Source organism: Streptococcus sp. KR, from assembly GCF_002238115.1.
Lineage (GTDB): Bacteria > Bacillota > Bacilli > Lactobacillales > Streptococcaceae > Streptococcus.
This window is the reverse complement of record NZ_NGVM01000008.1, coordinates 23,391-49,778: the sequence shown is the minus strand read 5'-3', so window position 1 is coordinate 49,778 and position 26,388 is coordinate 23,391. Positions and strand designations below refer to the sequence as shown.

Below are 26,388 nucleotides of genomic sequence, written 5' to 3'. Positions count from 1 at the left end.
TATGAACTTAGTAAAAAAATACACCCCGTTAATACTTTTTATAGGGCTGGTTGCTCTTGTAATTCTGAATGCATCGAGCTTTATATCAGGAGCAATCTCTCTCTTTGATGTAATATCAACCTTGATTTATGGTGCTGTTATTGCTTTTGTGCTTAATGTTCCTATGAAAAAAATTGAACAGTACTTAGTTAAATTGAAGGTAAAGGCAGAGTTGCGTCGTCCGATTGCCATGGTACTTGTTTTCCTAGCTCTTATCTTAATCGTGATTGCTCTTTTGGTTTTGGTGCTGCCAACCCTAGCCCAGACTATTAGTCAGCTGGGAACAGTCCTTTCAACAGTCCTTACTCAACTTGGGAAATTGCTAGGCAGCTCGGAATTTGTAACCAAAGACATGTTGTCAACTATCGTATCAGGCATACAGGGACAATCTAGTTCTATTAGCCAAGCTTTGATAGGTTTTTTATCAGGTCTGACTAGTAATATCGGCAATATTTTTTCAAGTTTGATGAATGCCTTTTTGATTATAGTCTTCACCTTTTTATTTTTATCCAGTAAGGAACATTTGGCAGCGATGACGAGTCGACTTCTAAAAGTTTTTCTTCCAGAGAAGGTGGTGATAAAGTTGACTTACATTGGACAAGTAGCACTAGAGACTTATGACCAATTTTTGATGAGTCAGCTGATTGAAGCAGTTATCATAGGAGTTATGATAGCGGTTGGTTACAGCGTGTTTGGGATACCCTATGGAGTAATGACAGGTATCTTTGCAGGAGTGCTATCGTTCATTCCTTATGTAGGGCCTATGATTGCTTGTGTTGTGGGAGCGATTTTTATCTTCACAGTGAGTCCTACTCAAGCCTTACTTTCTCTTCTTCTATATCAAGTTATACAGCTGATTGAAGGAAACCTTATTTATCCTAGAGTTGTAGGTCAGTCTATTGGTTTGCCAGCTATTTTCACGCTTGCGGCTGCTAGTATTGGAGGCAATCTCTTTGGCTTACTTGGGATGATATTCTTTACACCGATATTTGCTGTTATCTATCGATTGGTTAAGGAATTTGTCGTTGCAAAGGAAAATCAGCTAGATTAAGAAAAACTAAATTTAATAAGATATACTGAGAAGAGAGTGAGAGATTCTCTTCTCTTTTATTTTTAAATACTTTTCTACAAAAAGCTATTAGACGTTAAAAAAAGCCTTGGTTTCAAGGCTTATTTCTGTTGATTTAGATGTGCCCCCTGCAGGGCTCGAACCTGCGCCCCATAGCTTAAGAGTCTACTGCTCTACCAACTGAGCTAAGGAGGCAACAGAAAAAGCTGAGAATGTAACTTCCCAGCTATTTTAATATGCCCAAAATGGCAGCTAGATTATTTACGAAAGGCATCAAGGATATAGGTGAAACCAACAATTAAAAATGCAAAGGCAACGACATAAACGACAAAGACACTTGTAGCTACTGGATTGAACAAAATCACTAGACCTAGTAAAAATGCAAGCAACGCTATCCACATGATATGGTTGCCAATAATAGGGAAAATCAATCCCAGACGATTGCCTTTAAAGAAAGCTATAATGGCTTCTACAATTAACCAAATTCCTAAAATAGTTGGAATGACAACTGGCAGCGTCACAAAGCCATAGGCAACGAGGTAAAGAGCTAAGAGAAGATTAACAATCCCTTGGAAAAGATGAGCTGGTGAGCGAAGCTCTTTTGGTACAGAGAAATAGCCTAAAATAGCTGCTATAGAAGAAACCAGTAAACCAAATGCAATCCACCAGCTGTAAGCAACAAGATTAGCTACTGGGTTTGTAAATAGGAAAAGTCCTAAAAGGACAAAAACAACTCCTGCAAGGAATAGCAGTAAACGATTAGAAAATTTCATTTCAATACCCCCTATATAGTATAGTATAGTTTGATAATAAAAATATTATACACCTTTTTAGAGGAAATGTCAATAAACAAAATGGAAAATTTGGAAGTTTCAGTCTGATTTATGAAAAGAAAATCAGTTTTTATTATTTTGAAAATAAAAAGAGAAGATAAAATTTGTCTTCTCTACATGAAAATATTGTATGGCATCAAAGCAAAAGTAACTGGCTTTACACTATTTGTTAAGATGTAATTTGGTTCAAAAAGAAAAGATAGATTTAAAAGTGGGGCAAATGATGAGGCAAATCAGTTATAGATAAGCAAAAAAGCCTTGGTTATCAAGGCTTTTCCTGTTGTATTTAGATGCCCCCTACAGGGATCGAACCTGTGACCCACGGATTAAGAGTCCGCTGCTCTGCCAGCTGAGCTAAGGAGGCAAAGAAAAAAGCTGTATTGGTGCCGAAACTTCACGGTTTGTATTGAACCCGCGCAATTAAGCAGGTGGGCAACTCGCTCTAACTGAAGCTGTTTCCGTGTGAGACGGCCTACATGCTGTTAGAAGACTTTTGTTTCCCTAATAATACAAAAAATAGTCGGTCAACACTTAAGTGTGAAGTCGTACACCACAGCGTTTCTATGTTTATATGATACCACTTTTTCAAAAAAAATCAAGAGGAAAGTGCAATTTTTTGAAAAGGATTTCAGATTTTTCGCAAACGGTCGATAGCTTCCTTTCTTTGAGCCAAAGCCCGTTCATATTTACCAGTATCTTCTGCTTGGAAATAGTGATGATTGCGGATTTTTTCTGGCAGATAGTCTTGCTTGACCCAATTTCCAGGATAGTTGTGTGGATAGAGATAGTCTTGGGCATTCCCTAGTTCCTTGCTTCCGCTGTAGTGTCCATCACGCAGGTGCCGAGGAATAGGCAAATGCCCTGATGTTTTGAGGTCGGCAAGTGCCTTGTCCATAGCTACATAGGCTGAGTTGGATTTTGGAGAAAGGGCTAAATCAATCACGATATTGGCAATGAGAATGCGGGCTTCTGGGAATCCAATCCTTTGTGCAGCATCCAGAGCAGTCACGGTATGAATCTGGGCCTCAGGATTGGCCAAACCGATATCTTCATAAGCGATAACAGTCAAGCGACGAGCGAGACTTGGCAAATCACCAGCCTCAATCAAGCGGGCAGCATAGTGAAGACTGGCATCAACATCTGAGCCACGGATAGACTTTTGCAGGGCAGATAGAACATCATAGTGACCGTCTCCATCCTTGTCCATGGTAATGTAGCTTCTCTGAAGACTATTTTCCATTATGTCTAGGGTGATATGGCGGATGCCCTTGTCATTCTCAGGGGTAGATAGAACTGCCAAATCCAGTGAGTTGAAGGCAGAGCGAAGGTCTCCGTTTGTAGAGGTAGCAATGAAATCCAGCGCATCTTCATCTAGTTCTACTGGAAAATCAAAACCACGTTCAGGGTTACTTAGAGCTATCTGAAGAGCCTCTTTGACGTCTTGGTTAGACAGAGGTTCCAACTCAAAAATTTGAACTCGGCTACGAATGGCAGGAGTGACAGAGAAGAAAGGATTTTCAGTCGTAGCGCCAATCATGATGACCAGTCCACTTTCCAAGAGAGGCAAGAGGAAGTCTTGCTTGGTTTTATCTAGTCTATGAATCTCGTCTAGCAATAGGACGAGACCCCCGGAAAATTTAGCCTCTTCCGCGATTTCTTGCAGTCGTTTTTTACTGTCAACTGTCGCATTGAAGGTACGAAAGGCATACTTAGTAGTCCCAGCGATGGCAGAAGCAATACTGGTCTTGCCGATTCCAGGAGGTCCGTAGAGAATCATGGAAGACAGGCGGTTGGCTTCCACCATGCGGCGGATGATTTTTCCTTGTCCGACCAGATGTTCCTGACCAATGACCTGATCGATGGTTTTAGGGCGCATACGAAGCGCGAGATTGTCTGGCATAGCAGTCCTTTCTAACGTGGATTTTCTGATGTATATGTGGTAAGATGGTAGTATCTATTTTAGCATATTTCCGAGCAATCGGGGCGATTAAAGAGTCGCATAGAAAGAGGACAAAATGGCAACATACGGATTTTTAGATGTTTTAGAGGAAGAGTTGGAGAAGAATTTTCCTTTTGACTTTGAGATTAGTTGGGATAAGCGCAACCACGCGGTTGAAGTGAGTTTTTTGTTAGAAGCGCAAAATGCTGCAGGCGTGGAGATGGTGGATGAAGACGGAGAGGTTTCATCAGAAGATATCCTCTTTGAAGAAGCAGTGCTTTTTTACAATCCTGCTAAATCAACAGTCAATGAGGAAGACTATTTGACTGTCATCCCTTACTTGCCTAAAAAAGGATTTTCCCGTGAATTTTTAGCATATTTTGCTCTTTTCCTTAAAGATACTGCTGAGGTTGGGCTAGATGCCCTCATGGACTTTTTGGAAGACCCAGAAGCAGAAGAATTTGTCATGGAATGGAACCAAGAAGTCTTTGAAGAAGGAAAAGTAGGCTTGGAAGAGGGAGAGTTTTACCCTTATCCGAGATACTAGGAGTTTGACATGGAAATAGAGATTTCTGATTTCACAGGCTGTAAGATTGCTTTGTTTTGTGGGGATAAACTTCTGACTATCTTACGCGATGATAAGGCAAGCATTCCCTGGCCTAATATGTGGGAACTGCCCGGTGGGGGACGCGAGGGGGATGAAAGTCCTTTTGAGTGCGCAGCGCGTGAAGTTTATGAAGAACTGGGAATTCATTTGACTGAGGATTGTCTGCTTTGGAGTAAGTTTTATCCAAGTATGCTTTTTGCGGATAAACAATCTGTATTTCTAGTCGGTCAGTTAACACAGAACCAGTTTGACAATATCACCTTTGGTGATGAAGGGCAGGGCTATCAGCTCATGAATGTCAAGGAATTTCTTAGCTCCAGTCAAGTTGTACCTCATTTGCAAGAGAGATTAAAAGATTATTATAAAGTAAGTGATTAGAAAGGATGGTTCGGTTAAATTTCTAAACTGAACCCGCCCTAAACACTGTGCCAAAAAGATAAACTTCTCATAGACACAAGCGTCTTCAGAGAAGTTTCTATTTTGGCTTTGTGTTTTACGGGCTTGGTATCTTAAATATGGAAACATGGCAAGAGTTAAAAGTTACAGTGAAGCGTGAGGGAGAGGAGTTGGTTTCCAATCTCTTGATTGAGCTGGGAGCGCAAGGTGTTGCGATCGAAGATAGTATGGACTATGTGGGAAATGTTGACCGCTTCGGCGAGATTTTCCCAGAGGTTGAGCAGCAAGAAGAAATCGTAGTGACAGCCTACTACCCTGATACGGTTGATGTAGCAACGGTTGAGGCAGACTTGCAGGCCCGTCTGGCAGAATTGACAGACTTTATGGATTTGGGTGAGGTCAAGATGGGGACGACTGCCTTGGCTGAGGAAGACTGGGCAGACAACTGGAAGAAATACTATGAACCAGCTCGTATCACTCATGACTTGACCATCGTGCCGTCGTGGACAGACTATGAGGCGACTGCGGGAGAAAAGATTATCAAGCTAGATCCTGGTATGGCTTTCGGGACAGGAACCCACCCAACTACCAAGATGAGCCTCTTTGCTTTGGAGCAGGTTCTTCGTGGTGGCGAAACTGTGCTAGATGTGGGGACTGGTTCAGGGGTTCTCTCTATTGCCAGCTCGCTACTTGGTGCCAAGGAAATCTTTGCCTACGACCTGGATGATGTAGCAGTTCGAGTTGCTCAGGAAAATATTGAGCTAAACCCTGGTATGGAAAACATCCATGTAGCAGCAGGAGACTTGCTTAAGGGAGTTGAGATTGAGGCAGATGTGATTGTAGCTAATATCTTGGCGGATATCCTCGTTCATCTGACGGATGATGCTTATCGCTTGGTCAAGGATGAAGGCTACCTCATCATGAGTGGAATTATCAAGGACAAGTGGGACATGGTGCGCGAGTCGGCTGAGTCAGCTGGATTTTTCCTCGAAACTCACATGGTTCAAGGGGAATGGAATGCCTGTGTCTTTAAGAAAACCAAGGATATTTCCGGTGTGATTGGAGGCTAGCATGCAACAGTATTTTGTCAAAGGCAGTGCAGTCTCTCCTGTCACTATCGAGGACAAGGAGACCAGCAAGCATATGTTTCAGGTCATGCGCCTGAAAGAAGATGATGAGGTTACCTTAGTCTTTGATGATGGTATCAAGCGTTTGGCGCGCGTCTTGGATGTTGAAAATCGTCAGTTTGAGTTGGTTGAAAAGTTAGCTGACAACGTGGAATTACCAATCCAGGTGACCATCGCATCTGGCTTTCCTAAGGGAGACAAGCTGGAGTTTATCACTCAAAAAGTGACCGAACTGGGTGCCAGCCAAATCTGGGCCTTTCCTGCCGATTGGTCGGTCGCCAAATGGGATGGCAAAAAATTGGGTAAAAAGATTGAAAAACTAGAAAAAATTGCCCTTGGAGCAGCAGAACAAAGCAAGCGAAATCGTATCCCAAGTATCCAGCTTTTCGAGAATAAAGCAGACTTGCTAGCCCAACTTGACCAGTTTGACTCTATCGTAGTGGCCTATGAAGAATCAGCTAAAGAAGGAGAAAGCGCTGCGCTTTTACAAGCAGTTACTGGACTCGAGAAAGGAGACAAATTGCTCTTTATCTTTGGTCCAGAAGGTGGTCTGTCACCTGCAGAAATCGAAAGTTTTGAAGCTAAGGGAGCAGTCTTGGCAGGTCTTGGTCCTCGTATTTTGAGAGCAGAAACAGCACCGCTTTACGCCTTATCAGCCCTTAGTGTTTTATTAGAATTAGAGAAATAAGAGGAAGAAAATGGAACAAAAACACCGTTCAGAATTTCCAGAGAAGGAACTTTGGGATTTAACAGCCCTATACCAAGATCGTGAAGATTTCTTGCGTGCAATCGAGAAGGCTCGCGAAGACATCAACCAGTTTAGCCGTGACTATAAGGGCAATCTTCATACTTTTGAAGATTTCGAGAAGGCCTTTGCGGAATTGGAACAAATCTACATTCAGATGAGCCATATTGGAAACTATGGATTTATGCCTCAGACGACAGACTATAGCAATGACGAATTTGCCAATATTGCCCAAGCTGGGATGGAATTTGAAACAGACGCCAGCGTAGCTCTGACCTTCTTTGACGATGCCTTGGTGGCAGCAGATGAGGAAGTCTTGGACCGTTTGGGTAAATTGCCTCATTTAACAGCTGCCATTCGTCAGGCCAAAATCAAAAAAGCCCACTATCTAGGGGCTGATGTGGAGAAGGCCTTGACCAATCTGGGTGAAGTTTTCTACAGTCCGCAGGATATTTACACTAAAATGCGAGCTGGGGATTTCGAAATGGCTGACTTTGAAGCTCATGGTAAGACCTACAAAAACAGCTTTGTGACTTATGAGAATTTCTACCAAAATCATGAGGACGCTGAGGTTCGTGAGAAATCTTTCCGTTCTTTCTCAGAAGGACTTCGTAAGCACCAAAATACGGCTGCAGCAGCCTATCTAGCCCAAGTCAAGTCTGAAAAACTATTGGCAGATATGAAGGGCTATGACTCTGTTTTTGACTATCTTCTAGCTGAACAGGAAGTAGACCGTGCCATGTTTGATCGTCAGATTGACCTCATCATGAAGGATTTTGCGCCCGTTGCTCAGAGATACCTCAAGCATGTTGCCAAGGTTAATGGTCTTGAAAAGATGACTTTTGCAGACTGGAAATTGGACTTGGATAGCGCCCTGAATCCTCAAGTGACTATTGACGATGCCTATGACTTGGTCATGAAGTCGGTAGAACCTTTGGGGCAAGAATATTGTCAGGAAGTTGCTCGCTATCAAGAAGAGCGCTGGGTGGACTTTGCTGCTAATAGTGGTAAGGATTCTGGCGGTTATGCAGCGGACCCATATCGCGTGCACCCTTATGTCCTCATGAGCTGGACAGGTCGTTTGAGCGATGTCTATACCTTGATTCATGAAATCGGGCATTCTGGTCAATTCATCTTTTCAGACAACCACCAAAGCTACTTTAATGCTCACATGTCGACCTACTATGTTGAAGCACCGTCAACTTTCAATGAATTGCTACTCAGTGACTACTTGGAGCACCAATCTGACGATCCACGTCAAAAACGCTTCGCTTTGGCTCACCGCTTGACAGACACCTACTTCCATAACTTTATTACCCACCTCTTGGAAGCAGCCTTCCAGCGTAAGGTGTATACATTGATTGAAGAAGGGGAGACCTTTGGAGCAAGCAAACTCAACAGTATTATGAAGGAAGTCTTGACGGATTTCTGGGGAGATGCCATTGAAATTGACGACGATGCGGCTTTGACTTGGATGCGTCAAGCTCACTACTACATGGGCTTGTATAGCTATACCTACTCAGCAGGACTAGTCATCTCGACTGCGGGTTACCTTCATCTGAAACATTCAGAAACTGGAGCTGAAGATTGGCTCAATCTCCTCAAATCAGGTGGTAGCAAGACACCGCTTGAGTCAGCCATGATTATCGGAGCAGATATCTCAACAGATAAACCACTCCGTGATACCATCCAATTCTTGTCTGACACAGTTGATCAGATCATCGCCTACAGTGCCCAGTTGGGAGAGTAGGGGAATAGAAAAGTAGGTGATTCTTATGCTGATGATATCTGGATTGTTAAGCGTCATTATATTTGGCTTAGCTGTAGCTATTTTCAAAAACGCCGTTGAAGGTCGTGATGTTAAATTTGAACTTGCTCTAGAGTTGGTATTGATAGTTATTTACTTCATTATATATCAGATTTTGTTTAATTGAGAATTCAATATTAAGTCACCTAAGGACAGTTTTTTGAACAGTTGTTAGAAATCTAGAGGTATTGATCATGTATCAAGAGTTACTTAGAAAAATAGCAGAAGAAAAACCAAGTTATCATGATGAAGAAATCCAGTGGTTGCTTGATCATTTGGGAGATCCTTCTCCAGAAATTCGCGATGATCTTGTTTTTACAAGCTTTGCTAGAGGGATTCAGGAAGAGCTATTTACACAGGAACAATTTCAGTTCATTGCTGAGGTGGTATCAGCTGATGGAGGACTAGATAAAGAGATTGATAAGGTAGGTCTGCCAACCCTTGAACGTTCTTTTAGAGCACTTGTTTATGCAAATCTCTTGTCTGCTGATGCCAACCAGCAATCGATTTTCTATCAGAGATTAAAAGCAGAAATTCGTAATGTCCTTTTAAATCAAGGTTTGTACTATCTTTCAAAAGAAAAGGATACAACGGGTTTTTCAAGTCAGTATGGTTGGGTTCATGCTTTTGCACATGGAGCCGATTTACTGACAGAGGTGGTTTGTCATCCAGACTTTCCTAAAAACAGAGTTCATGAAGTATTTGAGATACTTGGCCAACTATTTAAAAGAATTTCGCTTCGCTTTACAGATGATGAAGATTGGCGTTTAGCCAGAGTACTTTATGAACCGATTTTACAAGGGAAGTTGGAGCAAGAGCAAGTAGCTTCTTGGATAAAAACTGTTGACTTTCCGATAGAAGAAAGGGAAGATTTTTATAAATTTTCCAACTTCAGATCCTGTCTGTTGGAAGTCTATGTCCAACTTGACCAGAGAAATAGTTTACAAGATGACTTGAAAGAAGCCATCCAGTCTTTTCAATACTAGGGATAAGCTAATATTATTTATTGAAAGAGTTTCTATTGTATCCTCCTAACTAACAAAAGAGGTTGAATCATTTTCCAACCTCTTTTTGTCTATCTTAATGGAATTGCATACCACCATCAACGATAATGGTTTGTCCTGTAATGTAGTTTGAATCTGGTCCTGCAAGGAAGCTGACGGCAGCAGCCACATCTTCTGGTTCAGATAGACGTTTTAGAGTAATATCTTTTGCAAATGTCTGCATACCCCACTCGTCATCTTTTCCTGCATTTTTACCAACTTCATGAGCGATATCGTACATCATTGGTGTTTTCACAATACCTGGTGCGTAGGCGTTAACAGTGATGCCTGAGTCTGCTAAATCACGTGCTAATGTTTGCGTAATTCCACGAACAGCAAATTTGGTTCCGCCGTAAACAGTTAGATTTGGGTTACCGACTACACCGGCTTGAGAGGTTGCGTTGATAATTTTACCTCCGTGGCCAAGTGCTTTAAATTGCGCTTGTGCAGCTTGTGAACCCCAAATGACACCACCAACGTTGATACCGAAAGTGCGTGTAAATTGTTCCTCAGTAATTATATCAAGAGGAGTAGTTGGAGCAACACCAGCGTTATTTACGACAACATTCAAATCACCAAAATGGTCAACAACTTTTTGAAATGCTTGTGCAACTTCGACCTGTTTCGAAACATCGGCCACGACAGCAAAGGCATTTTCAGCTGATAATTCGGCAACAGCTTTTTCAGCTGTTTCGGGATTGTAGTCTAAGACTCCTACCTTAAAGCCATCTTGAACCAATCGTTTTGCGATTGCAAAACCGATTCCTTGACCTGCACCTGTGACAATAGCAACTTTAGACATATGATTCCTCCTTGGTATCCACGATACCATTCAAACGTTCATAAAAGAACAGCAAAGTTGTAAAAATTAGTTCAAATTAGGGAATAAATAACTTATTAGAACTATATTGATAGTATATACCTTTAGAAAAAATGTTTCAAATAAACACTACCGTTTTTATAGAATTTTATCCCGAAAATTTCCAATCAATTTTCTTGAAACCCTTTCCCTCTTTTGATAGACTAGTATCTAGTTTTTGAAAAAAGGAGAAAGAAAATGAAAAAATTTGTCGCTGAGTTAATCGGTACGTTCATGCTTGTGTTCATCGGAACAGGAGCTGTTGTTTTTGGAAATGGTCTTGATGGCCTTGGTCACCTAGGAATTGCCTTTGCCTTTGGTTTAGCCATCGTGGTTGCAGCCTACTCAATCGGAACGGTTTCAGGTGCTCACTTGAATCCAGCTGTTTCGATTGCTATGTTTGTTAACAAACGCTTGTCATCAAAAGACCTTGTCAACTACATCCTTGGACAAGTAGTTGGAGCTTTCCTTGCGTCTGGTGCTGTCTTTTTCCTCTTGGCTAACTCAGGGATGTCAACTGCTAGCCTTGGTGAAAATGCCTTGGCAAACGGTGTCACTGTCTTTGGTGGTTTCTTGTTTGAAGTCATCGCAACTTTCTTGTTTGTCTTGGTTATCATGACTGTGACATCAGCAAGCAAGGGCAATGGCGCGATTGCTGGTTTGGTAATCGGTTTGTCCTTGATGGCGATGATTCTTGTGGGATTGAACATTACTGGACTTTCAGTAAACCCAGCTCGTAGCTTGGCACCAGCTGTTTTGGTAGGTGGCGCAGCCCTTCAACAAGTTTGGATTTTCATCCTTGCCCCAATCGTTGGTGGGGTTCTTGCAGCCCTTGTTGCGAAAAACTTCCTTGGAACAGAAGAATAATTGAAACTCAAAAAGCCTTGCTCCTCGATTTGAGGAACAGGGCTTTTTCTTATCTGTTTATACTCAATGAAAATCAAAGGGCAAACTAGGAAACTAGCCGCAGGCTGTACTTGAGTACGGCAAGGCGACGTTGACGCGGTTTGAATTTGATTTTCGAAGAGTATTAACGGTTGTCAATTTTCTCTGGATAGAGGTCGTGTTGGAAGAGGCGTTGTTCTGCCAAGCTTTCATACTTAGTTCCAGGCTTACCGTAGTTGTAGTAGGGGTCAATTGAGATACCACCGCGCGGAGTGAATTTTCCCCAAACCTCCAAATAGCGAGGGTCTAGCAAGTTGACCAAGTCTTTCCCGATGGTGTTGATACAGTTTTCGTGGAAATCTCCGTGGTTTCGGTAGCTAAAGAGGTAGAGTTTGAGGGATTTTGACTCGACACAGAGCTTGTCAGGGATGTAGGAAATATAGATAGTTGCAAAGTCTGGCTGAGCAGTGATTGGGCAAAGTGAGGTAAATTCAGGACAGTTAAATTTGATAAAATAGTCATTTTCCACATGACGATTGTCAAAGGATTCGAGGACTTCTGGTTGATATTCAAAAATGTAGTTGGTTTCTTTGTTGCCCAGTAGGCTAAGGTTTTTCATTTCTTCTTGTTGTGACATGATTTTTTCTTTCTAATCTTAAACACCACGTTGGTTATCGTAAAGGAGGGTATGGAGTTGAGGAAGGACGCGGACATTGCCCCAGCTATCGTCAGTAGCGACACGTTCCCAGAGTTCTTTGAGACGGTCCAGTTGGTCTTGGACAATATTACCCGTAGCCTTGGGCTCAGGATTTCCAGCCGATAAGAAGAGAACATCTGGTTGGTAGCGTTCTTGTATGCCTCGGGCAAAGTCCAAATCTGCATCATCAAAGACAGGGATTTTAAAGGTGACCTTGTCTGGATCCAGTTGGGAAACGATAAAGTCCAAGGTCTCAAAGTTGACTTCCATCTTGGATGAAGGAGGTTTGGGACTGAGAGTAACTTGGTCGATGTCTTTTAACCAATTTTGCCAGCGGGAGCCTTGGGTCTCAACAGCTAGAGTGACACCACGTTCCTTGAGTTTAGTGACGAGTTCAGCCATGTTGGCTGCTAGGATAGCAGGATTTCCCCCAGATAGGGTTACATAGTCGTAGCTCCCCAATTTATCCAAGGCAGCAATGACCTCGTCAGCAGTCATACGAGTTGGCTTTTCAGAGCCATCCCAAGTAAAGGCAGAATCGCACCAGTCGCAGTGGTAGTCGCAACCAGCAGTGCGGACAAACATGGTTTTCTGCCCGATTGCACGGCCTTCGCCTTGAAAGGTTGGGCCAAAAATTTCTAGAACTGGTAGTTTGAGGACACGTTCCCTAGTCATCTAACCACTCCCGTCTAAACTCCGCAAAGGCAGTCGGAGTCTCATAGAGGCGAACGTATTCCAAACGGAGACCGCGCTCGTCTGGCAACTCTTGGTTCATGGTTTGGAAAATCCAGTAAACCATATTTTCAGCAGTCGTGTTCATATAGGGAAGAGTTTCATTGAGATAGCGATGATCCAAGTGGGGTTCTAAGTAGTTCTTGTAGATTGCTTTGATGTCTCCGAAATCGTAGGTCATGCCACGTTCATCTAAAAATCCACTGACAGCAATCTGCAGATGATAGGTATGGCCGTGCAGGGACTTACATTTTCCCTCATAGTGAAAGAGGTGGTGGGCAGCATCAAAGGTAAATTCTTTTGATACCAAGGTTCTGTGAGGATTGTAGACCAGAGACTCCCCAGTTTCTTGTTTGATTTCTTTGGGTGCGAAAAACATTAGGCCTCTCCTTTCTGTGAGAGATAAACATCTAGACCATGCTGACGTAGATGGCAGGCTGGGCAATCTCCACAGCCACTTCCGATAATCCCGTTGTAGCAGGTTAAGGTCTTTTCACGAACGTAGTCAAAGGCACCGAGTTGGTCAGCCAATTCCCAAGTTTCAGCCTTGTCTAGCCACATGAGAGGTGTTTGGATAACGAAGTCGTAATCCATGGCAAGGTTGAGGGTAACATTAAGGGATTTGACAAAGACATCTCTACAATCGGGGTAGCCTGAAAAGTCTGTTTCGCAGACACCTGTCACGATGTCTTTAATGCCTCGTTGCTTAGCAAGAACTGCCGCAAAGGACAGAAAGAGGTGGTTGCGACCGTCAACGAAGGTATTGGGAATCTCTCCCTCTTTTTGCTCAATCTCCAGATCAGAAGTCAAGGCATTTTCAGTGATTTGTCCCAGCAGAGACATATCTAAGATGTGATGGCGAATGCCCTGTTCCTTAGCGATTTCTCTAGCGATTTGAATTTCGAGATGATGGCGTTGGCCGTAAGCGAAGGTGACAGCTTCGACTGTTTCATAGTGTTCTTTAGCCCAAAAGAGGCAGGTTGTGGAATCTTGACCGCCACTAAAGACGACCAAGGCAGATTGACGTTTCATAGTACTCCTTCCAAAATGGGAAATGTTCAGAGCACGCAAAAAGCTCCCTTGAGGGAGCTAAAAAATACCAAGTCAAGGTTTTTTTTAGCGATGGCATGTCCCAAACATCGTAATATTCTACATACAGTCTAGCATATTTTTTGAAAAATAGCAAAGGGCAAGAAAAAAGAGACCAAAGCAAGTACTTGGTCTCTCGTTTGATTAGCTCAATTCAGCAACGATGGCCTTGATTTGTTCTGCTGTGTGAACACCAGCAACTTGTTTGACAACTTGGCCGTCTTTTTTGAAGAGAAGAGTTGGGATAGACATGATTCCAAAGGCACGAGCTGTGTTTGGATTTTCATCAACGTCCATTTTAACGATTTTCAAAACATCTTCTGAAAGCTCTTCAGACAATTTGTCCAAGATTGGACCTTGCATACGACATGGACCACACCAAGTTGCCCAGAAGTCTACCAAGACCAAACCGTCTTTTGTTTCTTGTTCGAATGTTGCATCTGTAATTGCTTTTGCCATTGTATTTCTCCTTTTTTAGTTATATTGGCTTAAATCTTGTTTCATGAGATAGAAGAAGATATCTCCATAAGTCCCATGGTAGTCCAAATCATGACCGTTGTAAGTTAATTTTTGGACAGGGTAGTAGTCTGCGACGCCGATAAGGCAAGCTTGTTGCGAACGATCAAAGTCTTCATAAGATTCGAAAGTTACAGTTCTTTCATTCTTGCTGGCATCTAGATAGGTAATTTCAATCATATTTAAAACTCCTTTGTTTAATGATGATTTTATTTTACTCCTTGTAAAAGAGAATGTCAAGAAAAATGATTGCGCACGCAACTTTTTTCTAAAATCATCTTAAATCAAGAAATCCAAACCAGTTTCCAAGCTCTCTTCAACAGCCTTTTGTAGAGTGGCCAGTGTCTTTTGCCCATCACTTGTCAGGCAGATAAAGCTAGAGCGTCTATCTTGATCACAACACCTGCGACTAAGTAGACCGCAATTTTTGGCTTCCAAGCGAGCCACCATCCGAGAAACAGCGCTCGGGCTCAGATGAAGTTTATCTGGGAGGTCAATCTGACGTAGAGATTTTTCTTGAGCCAAGTCCAGATAGTAGAGCAGGTAAAACTCTTTCAAGGTCAGACTTTGCTCGCTCTGCTGGGCAATAGTCTCTTCCAAGAGACTTTCAATTTCTTTCTGACGCCGATTGAAGTCAAACCATTTTTCCAAGTAGGTCATAGTATCTCCTTTCTTTTTAGAGTTATAAGATAGAAGAATGTCCATTCACGGACAGTCTCTGCATCACAAGATGATTGCGCATGCAATAATTATACTACTTTTAAATCAAGCTGGCAAGAAGGACGCTGGCATCTCTTATCCTAAATCATGCCTGTTTTCACAAGTCAAGAATTGTTTGTATCCCCTTTCCATATCTAATTTTCATTACCTTTTGTGCATTTCCTTGAAATTTTCTGAAAAAAGAGTAAACTGGTATGCAAGAAGTCTATTTTGTGGAGTTTAGGATGAAATTATATGTTCAATTAATGATTCTCTTTGTGATTTCTCTAATCGGAGAGGGAATCTCTAGTTTCTTTCATTTGCCCATCCCAGGCAGTATTATCGGTTTGATTATTCTCTTTCTCGCCCTACAATTCAAGTGGCTGAGAACTAGGCATGTCAATATGGTGGGGAATTTCTTGCTGGCCAATATGACCACTCTCTTTTTGCCGCCAGCAGTGGGAATCATGGAGAAGTTTGATGTGATTGCTCCCTATCTTTTGCCAATTGTTTTGATTGTCTTTTTTGCAGCAGTCATCAATATTATCCTCATAGCCTTGGTAGTTCAGTTCATCAAGAGACGGTTTGAGGGAGATTATGAGAAAGGAGATGCCAAATGAGTGAATTTGTTTCCAATCCCCTGTTTGGGCTTGCCCTGTCTATCCTAGCCTATCTAGTAGGAATGCTGATTTACAGACGTTTTCCCCATCCATTGACAACGCCCTTGCTTTTGTCAGCTGTTTTCATTATCATCTTTCTAAAAGTGACGGGTATTTCTTACCAAGATTACTACCAAGGTGGGGTTTATTTGAACAACTTGATTGTCCCATCGACCGTGGCTCTAGGGATTCCGCTTTATAAGAGTTTCCACTTGATGAAGCACCATGCTCGCAGTATTCTCTTTGGTAGTCTGCTAGCGGTAGTGGTCAATACCTCTTTCACAGCCCTTGTAGCTAAGATTTTTGGCATGGACTTTTTCCTAGCCATTTCTCTCTTTCCTAAGTCAGTAACAACCGCCATGGCAGTTGGAATCACAGAAAAATTGCAAGGTCTGACGACCGTGACCTTGGTGGTTGTAGTGGCGACTGGGATTTTAACCAGTGTTATCGGACCAACCCTTTTGAAGTGGTTGAAAATTGACGACCCAGTAGCTGTTGGTCTTTCCCTTGGAGGAACAGGCCATGCAGTTGGAACAGGAACAGCCTTTCGATATGGCTCTGTAGCAGGAGCCATGGGTGGCTTGGCTATCGGTGTCACCGGTATTCTCTATGTCTTTGTCAGCCCTATTGTAGCCAATTTGATATTGAGTTAAATCAAAACCCAGCTGTTTAGCTGGGCCTTTTTTATTGCAAATTAACCTTGTTTTTCAAGATGTGATAAGTTCCTAGATAGTAGATGGCTATAAGAATAACTTCTTCCAGAATAGTCATGATAATACCCATCTGGAACTGATCAGCTCCTCCTGTGGTTGATGGGAAGTAGAAACCAGGGTTAGAACGATAGAAGAGTTCAATAAAGCCAACGACGATTTGGATACCAATGTAGGCTACAATTGACAGTGCGGTACGGTATTCATTGAAAAGCTGTCCAATGGAAATAGCCAAGTAGATGCAGAGGATTCCAGAAATAGTATTTAGTAGGAAGGATACCCCCATAAGAGAGAGTTGAGGAAGATGTGTTTCTATAAATGGAATCACGTCAGAAGTTGCAAACCAATCTGGAGCCGTAAGGGTCAGAACAATGAAAGCACTGATTGCTAGTACAGTAGTGCTGACAATAGACCAGATAAAGGCACCGACTAGTTTGGCTGAGATGATATAATGTTCAGAAACTGGCAATGTCAAAGTCAGATAACCTTGTCGGTCATAGACACTACCTTTGAAGCGTTTAATAATTAAGAAAATAGTTGAAATCCCCAGTGTAATCATCAAGCCACTAAAGACAGTAGCTAGAAAAAGTAGCATAGTAAGTTGACTTTCTTTGGCAGGTAGATTGTTATAGGTCTGTGTCTGTATTCCGATAATGGCAGAAAGGGCTAGCACGGCAACGTAGAGGGCTAAATACCACTTGTTAACATTTTTAAATTCGTAGCGAACTAAATTCCAAAACATAATAATCTCCTTTGCTTAGGCCTTAAATTCCTGACGGAAGAGTTGGTCAATGGATTCACCTGACTCATAGCGAATATCATCTACATTGCCTTGACGGACGACTTTTCCATCCTTCAGGAAGACAATTTCATCCAAGATTGGCTCGATATCAGAAATCAAGTGGGTAGAAATCAAAACGGTAGAAGTTGGGGAGTAGTTGTTGATAATGGTATTGAGAATATAATCACGGGCTGCTGGATCCACCCCACCAATGGGTTCGTCCAGAACATAGAGACGAGCATCACGGCTCATAACCAAAATCAGTTGTACCTTTTCCTTGTTTCCTTTTGATAGTTTCTTGAGACGACTATTTTCATCAATACCTAGGTCTGCAAGTAGATGATGGGCGCGTTCAAGATTGAAATCTTTATAGAAGGTCTTGAAGTAGGTTAGGGCTTCTTTGACCTTCATTTGCTCATTGAGATAGGTCGTATCCGGCAAATAAGCTACGATAGCCTTGGTTGCTGGACTTGGGTCCATATCGTTGATAAGGACACGTCCTTGATCTGGTTGTAAGAGGCCATTGATGAGTTTAATCAAGGTTGTTTTTCCTGATCCGTTTGGCCCAAGAAGACCGACAATTTTTCCAGCTGGAATGTCAAGAGAAACATTTTCAAGGGCTGGGGTTGCTCCATAAGATTTGGATACATTTTCAAATGCTAGTAATGACATAGGCTTAAACTCCTTTAATATAATCGCCGACTACGCCTGGTAGTTCTTCTTTTTCATAGCCAAAGTGGGTCATGGAGGAAACGAAGTGTTCCAATTCTTCTTCTGATAATTGTTTGCGCGATTGGACGATCAGTTCCTTATCCTCAGTCACAAATCGTCCAGTTGTGCGCTTGCTGTAGACAAATCCTTCTCGTTCAAGGTCTGACAAGGCTCTTTGGATGGTGTTTGGATTGACACCGGCCTCGCTAGCTAGCTCTCTCACGGTTGGAAGTTGTTGATTGGGTTCCAGTGTATGGGAAACAATCTGAAGCTTGATTTTCTCCATAATCTGTAAATAGATGGGTTTTTTGTTGTCAAATGTCCAGGACATCTTGGTCTCCTTTCTTTTATCCTTTTGTCTTAATTAAATAATACAACAAAACAAAAAACTTGTCAAGCAAAAAGAAGAATTGTTTTGGGAATCGTTTAAAAAATGGTATAATGAAAAGAAAACGATAAGGAGGGAAAGGATGCGTTGTCCAAAATGTGGGGCTACCAAGTCAAGTGTTATCGATAGTCGCCAAGCAGAAGAAGGGAACACTATTCGTAGAAGACGTGAGTGCGACGAATGCCAGCACCGTTTTACAACCTACGAACGAGTAGAAGAAAGAACCTTAGTGGTTGTTAAAAAAGATGGCACACGGGAACAGTTCTCCAGAGATAAAATCTTTAATGGGATTATCCGCTCAGCCCAGAAACGTCCTGTGTCAAGTGATGAAATCAACATGGTAGTCAATCGTATCGAACAGAAACTCCGTGGTCGAAATGAAAATGAAATTCAAAGTGAGGACATTGGTTCACTCGTCATGGAGGAGTTGGCTGAGTTAGATGAGATTACCTATGTACGTTTTGCCAGTGTCTATCGTAGTTTTAAGGATGTCAGTGAGCTAGAGAGCTTGCTCCAACAAATCACCCAGTCCTCTAAAAAGAAAAAGGAAAGATAAATGAAGCCAATTGACCGTTTTTCTTATCTAAAGAATAATCGGGTGTCGCAAGATACCTCATCTCTGGTACAGTGCTACCTCCCGATTATCGGTCAGGAGGCACTGAGCCTTTATCTTTATACGATTAGTTTTTGGGATAATGGTAGAAAAGAATATCTTTTTTCAAGCATTCTCAACCATCTTAACTTTGGGATGGATAGACTGATAAAATCCCTGAAAATCCTATCTGCTTTTAATCTCTTAACCCTCTATCAAAAGGGTGATACCTATCAGCTAGCTCTCCATACTCCACTTTCGAGTCAGGACTTCTTGGAACATCCTGTTTATCGCAGACTTTTGGAGAAGAAGATTGGCGATGCAGCTGTGGAGGATTTGAAAGTTGAGAGTGCTGAGGGAGAAGAAATACCTGTCTCACTCAATCAAGTCTTTCCAGACTTGGCAGAACTAGGAAGTCAAGAAGACCTTGGTCTCAAGAAGAAAGTGGTCAACGATTTTGACTTAGACCATTTTCGTCAGCTTATGGCTAGAGATGGGCTTCGCTTTGCGGATGAGCAGTCCGATGTCTTAAACCTCTTTGCCATTGCCGAGGAGAAGAAATGGACTTGGTTTGAAACTTATCAATTGGCCAAGTCAACAGCTGTTTCCCAGGTTATTTCAACCAAACGCATGCGGGAAAAAATCGCTCAAAAACCTGTTTCCTCTGACTTTAGTCCTAAGGAAACGACCATTATCAAAGAAGCCAAAAGTAAAACTGCCCTGCAGTTCTTGGCAGAAATCAAGCAAACACGCAAGGGAACCATTACCCAAACAGAAAGAGAACTCTTGCAACAGATGGCTGGCTTGGGCTTGCTGGACGAAGTCATTAATATCATTCTCTTATTGACCTTTAATAAGGTGGATTCGGCAAACATCAATGAGAAATATGCCATGAAGGTGGCCAATGACTATGCCTATCAAAAGATTCATTCGGCAGAAGAGGCAGTCTTACGCATCCGTGAGCGTGGGCAAAAGAATCAGGCTCAAAAAAGCAGTAAACCCAGTCCTACCAAGTCCAATGTACCCAAGTGGAGCAATCCAGATTATAAGAATGAAACCAGCGAGGAAACTCGTTTGGAACTAGAACGTAAGAAACAAGAACTATTAGCTCGATTAGAAAAAGGAGGAGATTAGATGGAAAGTGTCGGAGACGTACTCAAACGTCAACCTAGCCGTCTTCATTATCAAGATTTGGTCCAGAAAATCATGAAGGACCCTGATGTTGCGGCCTTTATCCAGCAAAAATCCCTTACTCCAGAGGAATTGAATCGCAGTATCTCCAAGTTTAATCAGTACATCACCGAGCGTGACAAATTTCTCCGTGGGGATACGGATTATATTGCCAAAGGCTACAAGCCGATTTTGGTTATGAATCATGGCTATGCGGATGTTTCTTATGAAGAAACTCCTGAACTAATCGCAGCAGAAAAAGAAGCGGCTATTAAGAACCGTCTTAAGTTAATCAATCTGCCAGCCAGTCTCAAGAAAGCTAGTTTGGCTCAAGTAGACTTGGATGATTTGGGTCGCTTGCCAGTTTTTGAAAAACTATTAGCCTTCGTGGAGCAATATCCAGCTATTCGAAAAGGTCTTTACCTATATGGAGACTTTGGTGTGGGTAAAAGTTTCATGGTGGCTGCCTTGGCTCATGATTTATCAGAAAAACGTGGTGTTTCATCCACTCTTCTCCACTATCCTAGCTTTGTCATCGATGCCAAAAATGCCATCAGTGATGGCAATGTTAAGACCTTGGTGGATGAAATTAAACTGTCTGAAGTCCTGATTTTAGATGATATTGGTGCCGAGCAATCAACACCTTGGGTGCGGGATGAAATCCTGCAAGTCATTCTCCAATATCGGATGCAGGAAAATTTACCGACCTTTTTTACCTCCAACTTCAACTTTGAAGAATTGGAGCTACATTTCGCTAAAGGAAAGCATGGAAATGACGAAACCTGGGAAGCCAGACGTGTCATGGAACGCATCCGTTATTTGGCTGAGGAGACTCGTTTAGAAGGAGTGAACCGTCGATGACAGAAACAATCAAATTAATGAAGGCTCATACTTCAGTGCGCAGGTTTAAAGAGCAAGTCCTTCCTCAAGAAGACTTGACTAAAATCCTGACAGCAGCCCAGATGGCCTCATCTTGGAAGAATTTCCAATCCTACTCTGTGATTGTGGTACGAAGTCAAGAGAAGAAAGATGCCTTGTATGAATTGGTACCTCAAGAAGCCATTCGCCAGTCAGCTGTTTTTCTTCTCTTTGTCGGGGATTTGAACCGAGCAGAAAAGGGAGCCCAGCTTCATACTGATTCATTCCAACCTCAAGGTGTAGAAGGTCTCTTGATTAGTTCAGTCGATGCGGCTCTTGCTGGTCAAAATGCCTTGCTGGCAGCTGAAAGCTTGGGCTATGGTGGTGTCATTATTGGCTTGGTTCGATACAAGTCAGAAGAAGTGGCAGAGCTTTTTAACCTGCCTGACTACACCTATCCTGTCTTTGGGATGGCACTGGGAATACCAAATGAAGAACATGAAGTCAAACCTCGCTTGCCATTGAATCAAGTGGTATTTGAGGAAGAATATCAGGAACAAACAGTTGATGTGATTGAGTCTTATGACCGTGTACAGGCAGACTATGCTGGAGCGCGTGCAACCACAAGCTGGAGTCAGCGCCTAGCAGAACAGTTTGGTCAAGCTGAACCAAGCTCAACTAGAAAAAATCTTGAACAGAAGAAGTTATTGTAGAAAGTGAGAAATTATGGCCCTACCAACTATTGCCATTGTAGGACGTCCCAATGTTGGGAAATCAACCCTATTTAATCGGATCGCTGGTGAGCGAATCTCCATTGTAGAAGATGTCGAAGGCGTGACGCGTGACCGTATTTATGCGACGGGTGAGTGGCTCAATCGTTCCTTTAGCATGATTGATACAGGAGGGATCGATGATGTCGATGCTCCTTTCATGGAACAAATCAAGCACCAGGCAGAAATTGCCATGGAAGAAGCAGATGTTATCGTCTTTGTCGTGTCTGGTAAGGAAGGAATTACCGATGCAGACGAATACGTAGCTCGTAAGCTTTATAAGACCCACAAACCAGTTATCCTCGCAGTTAACAAGGTGGACAACCCTGAAATGCGAAATGATATCTATGATTTTTATGCTCTCGGTTTGGGTGAACCATTGCCTATCTCATCTGTCCATGGTATCGGTACAGGGGATGTGCTAGATGCCATCGTAGAAAATCTTCCAAATGAATATGAAGAAGAAAACCCAGATGTCATTAAGTTTAGCTTGATTGGTCGTCCTAACGTCGGAAAATCAAGCTTGATCAATGCTATCTTGGGAGAAGACCGTGTTATTGCCAGTCCAGTTGCTGGAACAACGCGTGACGCCATTGATACCCACTTTACAGATACAGATGGTCAAGAGTTTACCATGATTGATACGGCTGGTATGCGTAAGTCTGGTAAGGTTTATGAAAATACCGAGAAATATTCTGTCATGCGTGCCATGCGTGCTATTGACCGGTCAGATGTGGTCTTGATGGTCATCAATGCGGAAGAAGGAATTCGTGAATACGACAAGCGTATCGCAGGATTTGCCCATGAAGCTGGTAAAGGAATGATTATTGTGGTCAACAAGTGGGATACACTTGAAAAAGACAACCACACTATGAAAAACTGGGAAGAAGATATCCGTGAGCAGTTCCAATACCTGCCTTACGCACCGATTATCTTTGTATCCGCCTTGACCAAGCAACGTCTCCACAAACTTCCTGAAATGATCAAGCAAATCAGTGAAAGTCAAAATACACGTATTCCATCAGCTGTCTTGAACGATGTCATCATGGATGCCATTGCCATCAACCCAACACCGACAGACAAAGGGAAACGCCTCAAGATTTTCTACGCGACCCAAGTGGCAACCAAACCACCAACCTTTGTCATCTTTGTTAATGAAGAAGAACTTATGCACTTTTCTTACTTGCGTTTCTTGGAAAATCAAATCCGCAAGGCCTTTGTTTTTGAGGGAACGCCAATCCATCTCATCGCAAGAAAACGTAAATAAAAAAGTAGAATCTGGAATGACATTTCCAGATTTTTTTGATAGAATGAAGGTAAAGAAAGCGCTATCAAGTAGAGGGGGGATGGTGATGAAACATTTGTTTAAATTGATAATCTTATTTCCCTGGTTTTACTTTTTCAGCTGGATTGAAAAGGCCAATAGAGATAGTAAATTTTTCTCAATTTTTTACTATTTTTACTGGTTTTACATCCCCCTCTATGCTCTTTTTAGCCTTGCTTGGACAGTTATTTCAGTTCTGTTTTTCAATATCGTCTTGAGAAATTTGACAGATATCAAGTTATGGGGCATTTGGTTTCTTTTTATTCTGCTAGCTATTAGTATGAATAGGTTAACTTATTTCTGTTTCAAAAAAATGCTTCGCTTGAGACGGGAACTAGGGAAGTCTAAAAGTGGAAGGCATTGATTTATATGGGTTTTGTTTATAGGAGGTGGCTTATGACACGTCTAAAACCATTTATTACACGTTATTCCAAGGTCTATATTGGTTTAGTTCTGTTGATCTGGATTGCTTTCTTCTTTCTTCCTTGGGGCAGTCCGATTCTGGGGGTAACGATTGACATCTTCGTTATGCAGAAAATCTTGCTAGTTTTTGGAATTCTGTCCATTTTGATGGCCTTCTTATCCAACGATGGAGTTCTCTTAATTTTTGGACTTATCTGCTGTCTTTCTCTTTGGATTAACCTATTTATCCTATTTGCCATTTTGCCAATTTTTGGCAATTAAAGTATCATAAAAGTCAGAGAGGTTAGCTTGGAAACTAGCCTCTTTTTCCTTTTCAAAATGGGGATTCTTCCTTGAAAATAATCAGTAATTGTGCTAAAATTAAAAGAACATTCTAAAATATTCGGAATTTAAAGTAAGGAAAAACATGGCTAATATTTTAAAAACAATTATCGAAAATGATAAAGGAGAAATCCGTCGTCTGGAAAAGATGGCTGACAAGGTTTTCAAATACGAAGACCAAATGGCTGCTTTGACAGATGACCAACTAAAAGCAAAAACAGTTGAATTTAAAGAACGTTATCAAAATGGAGAATCACTGGATTCATTGCTTTATGAAGCATTTGCGGTTGTCCGTGAAGGTGCTAAACGTGTCCTAGGTCTCTTCCCTTATAAGGTTCAGGTTATGGGGGGAATCGTTCTTCATCATGGTGACGTGCCAGAAATGCGTACAGGGGAAGGGAAAACCTTGACTGCGACTATGCCGGTATACCTCAATGCTCTTTCAGGTAAAGGGGTTCACGTAGTTACGGTTAACGAATACCTCTCAGAACGTGACGCGACTGAGATGGGAGAATTGTACTCATGGCTTGGTTTGTCAGTAGGAATTAACTTGGCTGCCAAATCTCCAATGGAGAAAAAAGAAGCCTATGAGTGTGATATTACCTACTCAACCAACTCAGAAATCGGATTTGACTACCTTCGTGATAACATGGTCGTTCGCGCTGAAAACATGGTACAACGTCCGCTTAACTATGCCTTGGTTGATGAGGTTGACTCTATCTTGATTGACGAGGCCCGTACACCTTTGATCGTATCAGGTGCTAACGCTGTTGAAACTAGTCAGCTCTACCACATGGCAGACCACTATGTAAAATCGTTGGACAAAGACGACTACATCATTGATGTGCAGTCTAAGACTATTGGTTTGTCTGATTCAGGGATTGACAAGGCTGAAAGCTACTTCAAGCTTGAAAACCTTTATGACATCGAAAACGTAGCTCTGACTCACTTTATCGATAACGCCCTTCGTGCCAACTACATCATGCTTCTCGATATTGACTATGTGGTGAGCGAAGAGCAAGAAATTTTGATCGTCGACCAATTTACAGGTCGTACCATGGAAGGTCGTCGTTATTCTGATGGATTGCACCAAGCCATTGAAGCCAAAGAAGGTGTTCCAATCCAAGATGAAACTAAGACATCTGCCTCAATCACTTACCAAAACCTTTTCCGTATGTACAAGAAATTGTCTGGTATGACGGGTACTGGTAAGACTGAGGAAGAAGAATTCCGTGAAATCTACAACATTCGTGTTATTCCAATCCCAACAAACCGTCCAGTTCAGCGTATTGACCATCCAGACTTGCTTTTTGCTAGCATTGAAGCTAAGTTTAAGGCCGTTGTTAAAGACGTTAAGGCTCGTTACCAAAAAGGTCAACCTGTCTTGGTTGGTACAGTAGCGGTTGAAACCAGTGACTACATTTCTAAAAAATTGGTCGAAGCTGGTGTTCCTCACGAAGTCTTGAATGCTAAGAACCACTATAAAGAAGCCCAAATCATTATGAATGCTGGTCAACGTGGTGCTGTTACCATTGCGACTAACATGGCCGGTCGTGGTACCGACATCAAGCTTGGTGAAGGGGTTCGCGAACTTGGAGGACTTTGTGTTATTGGTACAGAACGTCATGAAAGCCGTCGTATCGATAACCAGCTTCGTGGACGTTCAGGTCGTCAAGGAGATCCAGGTGAGTCACAATTCTACCTATCTCTTGAAGATGATTTGATGAAACGTTTTGGTTCTGAGCGTCTGAAAGGTGTCTTCGAACGTCTCAATATGTCTGATGAAGCGATTGAATCTCGCATGTTGACACGTCAGGTTGAAGCGGCTCAAAAACGTGTCGAAGGAAATAACTATGATACCCGTAAACAAGTCCTTCAATATGATGATGTCATGCGTGAACAACGTGAGATTATCTACGCTCAACGTTACGACGTCATCACTGCAGATCGTGACTTGGCACCTGAAATTCAGGCTATGATCAAACGCACGATTGGTCGTGTCGTTGATGGTCATGCGCGTGCCAAACAAGATGAAAAACTAGAAGCAATTTTGAACTTTGCTAAGTACAACTTGCTTCCAGAAGATTCGATTTCAATCGAAGACTTGTCAGGCTTGTCTGATAAGGCAATTAAGGAAGAGCTCTTCCAACGTGCCTTGCAAGTTTACGATAGTCAGGTTTCAAAACTACGCGATGAAGAAGCAGTTAAAGAATTCCAAAAAGTCTTGATTCTACGAGTGGTGGATAACAAGTGGACAGATCATATCGATGCCCTTGATCAATTGCGTAACGCGGTTGGACTTCGTGGCTATGCTCAGAACAACCCTGTTGTTGAGTATCAGGCAGAAGGTTTCCGTATGTTTAATGACATGATTGGTTCGATTGAGTTTGATGTGACACGTTTGATGATGAAAGCACAAATTCATGAACAAGAAAGACCACAAGCAGAACACCATATCAGTACAACGGCGACTCGCAATATCGCTGCCCACCAAGCAAATATGCCTGAAAATCTGGATTTGAGTCAGATTGGACGGAATGAACTTTGCCCATGTGGTTCTGGTAAGAAGTTTAAAAACTGTCACGGTAAAAGACAATAA

Annotated in this window: 31 protein-coding genes and 2 tRNA genes; 18 read left to right on the top strand and 15 right to left on the bottom strand. The window is 42.2% G+C overall.

What is annotated here, in order from left to right; genetic code table 11:
* Position 1: 1 nt before the first annotated feature.
* The gene (locus CBI42_RS04460; protein ID WP_004256071.1) at positions 2 to 1,090 is read left to right on the top strand and encodes an AI-2E family transporter; all 1,089 of its coding nucleotides are present in this window, start codon (positions 2 to 4) and stop codon (positions 1,088 to 1,090) included.
* Between the two features lie 140 nt (positions 1,091 to 1,230).
* On the opposite strand, the gene CBI42_RS04455 is transcribed toward CBI42_RS04460, so the two are convergent.
* The 4 genes from CBI42_RS04455 to CBI42_RS04440 all read right to left on the bottom strand — a co-directional run bounded on the left by CBI42_RS04455 (position 1,231) and on the right by CBI42_RS04440 (position 3,841).
* Positions 1,231 to 1,303: transfer RNA gene (locus CBI42_RS04455), tRNA-Lys, on the bottom strand.
* Between the two features lie 62 nt (positions 1,304 to 1,365).
* On the bottom strand, positions 1,366 to 1,881 hold the full coding sequence (locus CBI42_RS04450; RefSeq protein WP_000672739.1) for a DUF308 domain-containing protein: 516 nt from the start codon (positions 1,879 to 1,881) through the stop codon (positions 1,366 to 1,368).
* A 351-nt stretch (positions 1,882 to 2,232) separates the two neighbouring features.
* Positions 2,233 to 2,305, bottom strand: a tRNA-Lys gene (locus tag CBI42_RS04445).
* A gap of 264 nt (positions 2,306 to 2,569) precedes the next feature.
* Complete coding sequence (locus CBI42_RS04440) at positions 2,570 to 3,841, bottom strand: replication-associated recombination protein A (RefSeq protein ID WP_049539573.1); 1,272 nt, start codon at positions 3,839 to 3,841, stop codon at positions 2,570 to 2,572.
* Between the two features lie 115 nt (positions 3,842 to 3,956).
* Between CBI42_RS04440 and CBI42_RS04435 the strand changes: the two genes are divergently transcribed.
* From CBI42_RS04435 to CBI42_RS04410, 6 genes are all read left to right on the top strand, one after another.
* The gene (locus CBI42_RS04435; protein ID WP_000257127.1) at positions 3,957 to 4,427 is read left to right on the top strand and encodes a DUF3013 family protein; all 471 of its coding nucleotides are present in this window, start codon (positions 3,957 to 3,959) and stop codon (positions 4,425 to 4,427) included.
* Positions 4,428 to 4,436: 9 nt separating this feature from the next.
* Positions 4,437 to 4,865 (top strand): NUDIX hydrolase, encoded by a 429-nt coding sequence (locus CBI42_RS04430; protein WP_084924140.1) that lies wholly within the window; start codon positions 4,437 to 4,439, stop codon positions 4,863 to 4,865.
* A 137-nt stretch (positions 4,866 to 5,002) separates the two neighbouring features.
* On the top strand, positions 5,003 to 5,953 hold the full coding sequence (gene prmA / locus CBI42_RS04425) for a 50S ribosomal protein L11 methyltransferase (protein ID WP_049543106.1): 951 nt from the start codon (positions 5,003 to 5,005) through the stop codon (positions 5,951 to 5,953).
* Between the two features lies 1 nt (position 5,954).
* A complete protein-coding gene (locus CBI42_RS04420) occupies positions 5,955 to 6,698 on the top strand; it encodes a 16S rRNA (uracil(1498)-N(3))-methyltransferase (RefSeq protein WP_094753346.1) in 744 nt (247 codons plus the stop codon).
* 10 nt (positions 6,699 to 6,708) lie between these two features.
* Positions 6,709 to 8,505, top strand: coding sequence for an oligoendopeptidase F (gene pepF / locus CBI42_RS04415; RefSeq protein ID WP_094753345.1), 1,797 nt, complete (start codon positions 6,709 to 6,711; stop codon positions 8,503 to 8,505).
* A 251-nt stretch (positions 8,506 to 8,756) separates the two neighbouring features.
* Positions 8,757 to 9,548: a DUF2785 domain-containing protein gene (locus tag CBI42_RS04410; RefSeq protein ID WP_094753344.1), complete on the top strand. Its 792-nt coding sequence runs from the start codon at positions 8,757 to 8,759 to the stop codon at positions 9,546 to 9,548.
* Between the two features lie 94 nt (positions 9,549 to 9,642).
* On the opposite strand, the gene CBI42_RS04405 is transcribed toward CBI42_RS04410, so the two are convergent.
* On the bottom strand, positions 9,643 to 10,407 hold the full coding sequence (locus CBI42_RS04405; RefSeq protein WP_094753343.1) for a (S)-acetoin forming diacetyl reductase: 765 nt from the start codon (positions 10,405 to 10,407) through the stop codon (positions 9,643 to 9,645).
* Positions 10,408 to 10,662: 255 nt separating this feature from the next.
* On the opposite strand from CBI42_RS04405, the gene CBI42_RS04400 reads away from it, so the two are divergent.
* Complete coding sequence (locus CBI42_RS04400; protein ID WP_094753342.1) at positions 10,663 to 11,331, top strand: MIP/aquaporin family protein; 669 nt, start codon at positions 10,663 to 10,665, stop codon at positions 11,329 to 11,331.
* 163 nt (positions 11,332 to 11,494) lie between these two features.
* Here CBI42_RS04400 and queF read toward each other — a convergent pair whose 3' ends face one another.
* The 7 genes from queF to CBI42_RS04360 form a co-directional block, all read right to left on the bottom strand.
* Positions 11,495 to 11,986, bottom strand: a complete 492-nt coding sequence (queF, locus tag CBI42_RS04390) for a preQ(1) synthase (protein ID WP_004261751.1) — start codon at positions 11,984 to 11,986, stop codon at positions 11,495 to 11,497.
* A gap of 18 nt (positions 11,987 to 12,004) precedes the next feature.
* Positions 12,005 to 12,721: a 7-carboxy-7-deazaguanine synthase QueE gene (gene queE / locus CBI42_RS04385; protein ID WP_004261754.1), complete on the bottom strand. Its 717-nt coding sequence runs from the start codon at positions 12,719 to 12,721 to the stop codon at positions 12,005 to 12,007.
* Positions 12,714 to 13,157: a 6-carboxytetrahydropterin synthase QueD gene (gene queD, locus CBI42_RS04380; RefSeq protein ID WP_000464573.1), complete on the bottom strand. Its 444-nt coding sequence runs from the start codon at positions 13,155 to 13,157 to the stop codon at positions 12,714 to 12,716. Before queD ends, queE begins: the two co-directional genes overlap by 8 nt.
* Positions 13,157 to 13,810, bottom strand: a complete 654-nt coding sequence (queC, locus tag CBI42_RS04375) for a 7-cyano-7-deazaguanine synthase QueC (protein ID WP_004261757.1) — start codon at positions 13,808 to 13,810, stop codon at positions 13,157 to 13,159. The genes queD and queC overlap by 1 nt, the downstream gene beginning before the upstream one ends.
* A gap of 201 nt (positions 13,811 to 14,011) precedes the next feature.
* Positions 14,012 to 14,326 (bottom strand): thioredoxin, encoded by a 315-nt coding sequence (trxA, locus tag CBI42_RS04370; protein WP_001029581.1) that lies wholly within the window; start codon positions 14,324 to 14,326, stop codon positions 14,012 to 14,014.
* Between the two features lie 15 nt (positions 14,327 to 14,341).
* Positions 14,342 to 14,563, bottom strand: a complete 222-nt coding sequence (locus tag CBI42_RS04365) for a DUF4649 family protein (RefSeq protein WP_094753341.1) — start codon at positions 14,561 to 14,563, stop codon at positions 14,342 to 14,344.
* A 99-nt stretch (positions 14,564 to 14,662) separates the two neighbouring features.
* A complete protein-coding gene (locus CBI42_RS04360; RefSeq protein ID WP_000221634.1) occupies positions 14,663 to 15,043 on the bottom strand; it encodes a MarR family winged helix-turn-helix transcriptional regulator in 381 nt (126 codons plus the stop codon).
* Positions 15,044 to 15,327: 284 nt separating this feature from the next.
* Here CBI42_RS04360 and CBI42_RS04355 point away from each other — a divergent pair, with 284 nt between their 5' ends.
* On the top strand, positions 15,328 to 15,702 hold the full coding sequence (locus tag CBI42_RS04355; protein WP_094753371.1) for a CidA/LrgA family protein: 375 nt from the start codon (positions 15,328 to 15,330) through the stop codon (positions 15,700 to 15,702).
* Positions 15,699 to 16,394, top strand: coding sequence for an LrgB family protein (locus tag CBI42_RS04350; protein WP_094753339.1), 696 nt, complete (start codon positions 15,699 to 15,701; stop codon positions 16,392 to 16,394). The genes CBI42_RS04355 and CBI42_RS04350 overlap by 4 nt, the downstream gene beginning before the upstream one ends.
* Before the next feature lie 31 nt (positions 16,395 to 16,425).
* On the opposite strand, the gene CBI42_RS04345 is transcribed toward CBI42_RS04350, so the two are convergent.
* Genes CBI42_RS04345 through CBI42_RS04335 form a run of 3 tightly spaced genes read right to left on the bottom strand, consistent with a single transcriptional unit; the run spans position 16,426 to position 18,274 of the window.
* Positions 16,426 to 17,193 (bottom strand): ABC transporter permease, encoded by a 768-nt coding sequence (locus CBI42_RS04345; protein ID WP_024057289.1) that lies wholly within the window; start codon positions 17,191 to 17,193, stop codon positions 16,426 to 16,428.
* 15 nt (positions 17,194 to 17,208) lie between these two features.
* Entirely contained in the window at positions 17,209 to 17,904 is a 696-nt protein-coding gene (locus CBI42_RS04340) for an ABC transporter ATP-binding protein (RefSeq protein ID WP_004256110.1), read from the bottom strand.
* Between the two features lie 4 nt (positions 17,905 to 17,908).
* Entirely contained in the window at positions 17,909 to 18,274 is a 366-nt protein-coding gene (locus CBI42_RS04335) for a GntR family transcriptional regulator (protein WP_094753338.1), read from the bottom strand.
* A gap of 139 nt (positions 18,275 to 18,413) precedes the next feature.
* On the opposite strand from CBI42_RS04335, the gene nrdR reads away from it, so the two are divergent.
* The 8 genes from nrdR (at position 18,414) to secA (ending at position 26,388) form a co-directional block, all read left to right on the top strand.
* Positions 18,414 to 18,887: a transcriptional regulator NrdR gene (gene nrdR, locus CBI42_RS04330; protein ID WP_001203672.1), complete on the top strand. Its 474-nt coding sequence runs from the start codon at positions 18,414 to 18,416 to the stop codon at positions 18,885 to 18,887.
* Entirely contained in the window at positions 18,888 to 20,057 is a 1,170-nt protein-coding gene (locus CBI42_RS04325; protein ID WP_061590384.1) for a DnaD domain protein, read from the top strand.
* The gene (dnaI, locus tag CBI42_RS04320) at positions 20,058 to 20,954 is read left to right on the top strand and encodes a primosomal protein DnaI (RefSeq protein ID WP_061590383.1); all 897 of its coding nucleotides are present in this window, start codon (positions 20,058 to 20,060) and stop codon (positions 20,952 to 20,954) included. It begins immediately after the preceding gene.
* Positions 20,951 to 21,664 (top strand): NADPH-dependent oxidoreductase, encoded by a 714-nt coding sequence (locus CBI42_RS04315; protein ID WP_094753337.1) that lies wholly within the window; start codon positions 20,951 to 20,953, stop codon positions 21,662 to 21,664. Before dnaI ends, CBI42_RS04315 begins: the two co-directional genes overlap by 4 nt.
* A gap of 13 nt (positions 21,665 to 21,677) precedes the next feature.
* Positions 21,678 to 22,988: a ribosome biogenesis GTPase Der gene (der, locus tag CBI42_RS04310; RefSeq protein ID WP_001207696.1), complete on the top strand. Its 1,311-nt coding sequence runs from the start codon at positions 21,678 to 21,680 to the stop codon at positions 22,986 to 22,988.
* Positions 22,989 to 23,073: 85 nt separating this feature from the next.
* Positions 23,074 to 23,409: a hypothetical protein gene (locus tag CBI42_RS13235; protein WP_094753370.1), complete on the top strand. Its 336-nt coding sequence runs from the start codon at positions 23,074 to 23,076 to the stop codon at positions 23,407 to 23,409.
* A gap of 32 nt (positions 23,410 to 23,441) precedes the next feature.
* The gene (locus CBI42_RS04300) at positions 23,442 to 23,729 is read left to right on the top strand and encodes a hypothetical protein (RefSeq protein WP_049491267.1); all 288 of its coding nucleotides are present in this window, start codon (positions 23,442 to 23,444) and stop codon (positions 23,727 to 23,729) included.
* A gap of 145 nt (positions 23,730 to 23,874) precedes the next feature.
* Positions 23,875 to 26,388 (top strand): preprotein translocase subunit SecA, encoded by a 2,514-nt coding sequence (secA, locus tag CBI42_RS04295; RefSeq protein ID WP_049491265.1) that lies wholly within the window; start codon positions 23,875 to 23,877, stop codon positions 26,386 to 26,388.

Excerpts from the sequence above, each read along its gene's own strand:
- CBI42_RS04460 (WP_004256071.1), top strand. The coding sequence starts at position 2 with ATGAACTTAGTAAAAAAATACACCCCGTTAATACTTTTTATAGGGCTG.
- CBI42_RS04450 (WP_000672739.1), bottom strand. The coding sequence starts at position 1,881 with ATGAAATTTTCTAATCGTTTACTGCTATTCCTTGCAGGAGTTGTTTTT.
- CBI42_RS04440 (WP_049539573.1), bottom strand. The coding sequence starts at position 3,841 with ATGCCAGACAATCTCGCGCTTCGTATGCGCCCTAAAACCATCGATCAG.
- CBI42_RS04435 (WP_000257127.1), top strand. The coding sequence starts at position 3,957 with ATGGCAACATACGGATTTTTAGATGTTTTAGAGGAAGAGTTGGAGAAG.
- CBI42_RS04430 (WP_084924140.1), top strand. The coding sequence starts at position 4,437 with ATGGAAATAGAGATTTCTGATTTCACAGGCTGTAAGATTGCTTTGTTT.
- prmA (WP_049543106.1), top strand. The coding sequence starts at position 5,003 with ATGGAAACATGGCAAGAGTTAAAAGTTACAGTGAAGCGTGAGGGAGAG.
- CBI42_RS04420 (WP_094753346.1), top strand. The coding sequence starts at position 5,955 with ATGCAACAGTATTTTGTCAAAGGCAGTGCAGTCTCTCCTGTCACTATC.
- pepF (WP_094753345.1), top strand. The coding sequence starts at position 6,709 with ATGGAACAAAAACACCGTTCAGAATTTCCAGAGAAGGAACTTTGGGAT.
- CBI42_RS04410 (WP_094753344.1), top strand. The coding sequence starts at position 8,757 with ATGTATCAAGAGTTACTTAGAAAAATAGCAGAAGAAAAACCAAGTTAT.
- CBI42_RS04405 (WP_094753343.1), bottom strand. The coding sequence starts at position 10,407 with ATGTCTAAAGTTGCTATTGTCACAGGTGCAGGTCAAGGAATCGGTTTT.
- CBI42_RS04400 (WP_094753342.1), top strand. The coding sequence starts at position 10,663 with ATGAAAAAATTTGTCGCTGAGTTAATCGGTACGTTCATGCTTGTGTTC.
- queF (WP_004261751.1), bottom strand. The coding sequence starts at position 11,986 with ATGTCACAACAAGAAGAAATGAAAAACCTTAGCCTACTGGGCAACAAA.
- queE (WP_004261754.1), bottom strand. The coding sequence starts at position 12,721 with ATGACTAGGGAACGTGTCCTCAAACTACCAGTTCTAGAAATTTTTGGC.
- queD (WP_000464573.1), bottom strand. The coding sequence starts at position 13,157 with ATGTTTTTCGCACCCAAAGAAATCAAACAAGAAACTGGGGAGTCTCTG.
- queC (WP_004261757.1), bottom strand. The coding sequence starts at position 13,810 with ATGAAACGTCAATCTGCCTTGGTCGTCTTTAGTGGCGGTCAAGATTCC.
- trxA (WP_001029581.1), bottom strand. The coding sequence starts at position 14,326 with ATGGCAAAAGCAATTACAGATGCAACATTCGAACAAGAAACAAAAGAC.
- CBI42_RS04365 (WP_094753341.1), bottom strand. The coding sequence starts at position 14,563 with ATGATTGAAATTACCTATCTAGATGCCAGCAAGAATGAAAGAACTGTA.
- CBI42_RS04360 (WP_000221634.1), bottom strand. The coding sequence starts at position 15,043 with ATGACCTACTTGGAAAAATGGTTTGACTTCAATCGGCGTCAGAAAGAA.
- CBI42_RS04355 (WP_094753371.1), top strand. The coding sequence starts at position 15,328 with ATGAAATTATATGTTCAATTAATGATTCTCTTTGTGATTTCTCTAATC.
- CBI42_RS04350 (WP_094753339.1), top strand. The coding sequence starts at position 15,699 with ATGAGTGAATTTGTTTCCAATCCCCTGTTTGGGCTTGCCCTGTCTATC.
- CBI42_RS04345 (WP_024057289.1), bottom strand. The coding sequence starts at position 17,193 with ATGTTTTGGAATTTAGTTCGCTACGAATTTAAAAATGTTAACAAGTGG.
- CBI42_RS04340 (WP_004256110.1), bottom strand. The coding sequence starts at position 17,904 with ATGTCATTACTAGCATTTGAAAATGTATCCAAATCTTATGGAGCAACC.
- CBI42_RS04335 (WP_094753338.1), bottom strand. The coding sequence starts at position 18,274 with ATGTCCTGGACATTTGACAACAAAAAACCCATCTATTTACAGATTATG.
- nrdR (WP_001203672.1), top strand. The coding sequence starts at position 18,414 with ATGCGTTGTCCAAAATGTGGGGCTACCAAGTCAAGTGTTATCGATAGT.
- CBI42_RS04325 (WP_061590384.1), top strand. The coding sequence starts at position 18,888 with ATGAAGCCAATTGACCGTTTTTCTTATCTAAAGAATAATCGGGTGTCG.
- dnaI (WP_061590383.1), top strand. The coding sequence starts at position 20,058 with ATGGAAAGTGTCGGAGACGTACTCAAACGTCAACCTAGCCGTCTTCAT.
- CBI42_RS04315 (WP_094753337.1), top strand. The coding sequence starts at position 20,951 with ATGACAGAAACAATCAAATTAATGAAGGCTCATACTTCAGTGCGCAGG.
- der (WP_001207696.1), top strand. The coding sequence starts at position 21,678 with ATGGCCCTACCAACTATTGCCATTGTAGGACGTCCCAATGTTGGGAAA.
- CBI42_RS13235 (WP_094753370.1), top strand. The coding sequence starts at position 23,074 with ATGAAACATTTGTTTAAATTGATAATCTTATTTCCCTGGTTTTACTTT.
- CBI42_RS04300 (WP_049491267.1), top strand. The coding sequence starts at position 23,442 with ATGACACGTCTAAAACCATTTATTACACGTTATTCCAAGGTCTATATT.
- secA (WP_049491265.1), top strand. The coding sequence starts at position 23,875 with ATGGCTAATATTTTAAAAACAATTATCGAAAATGATAAAGGAGAAATC.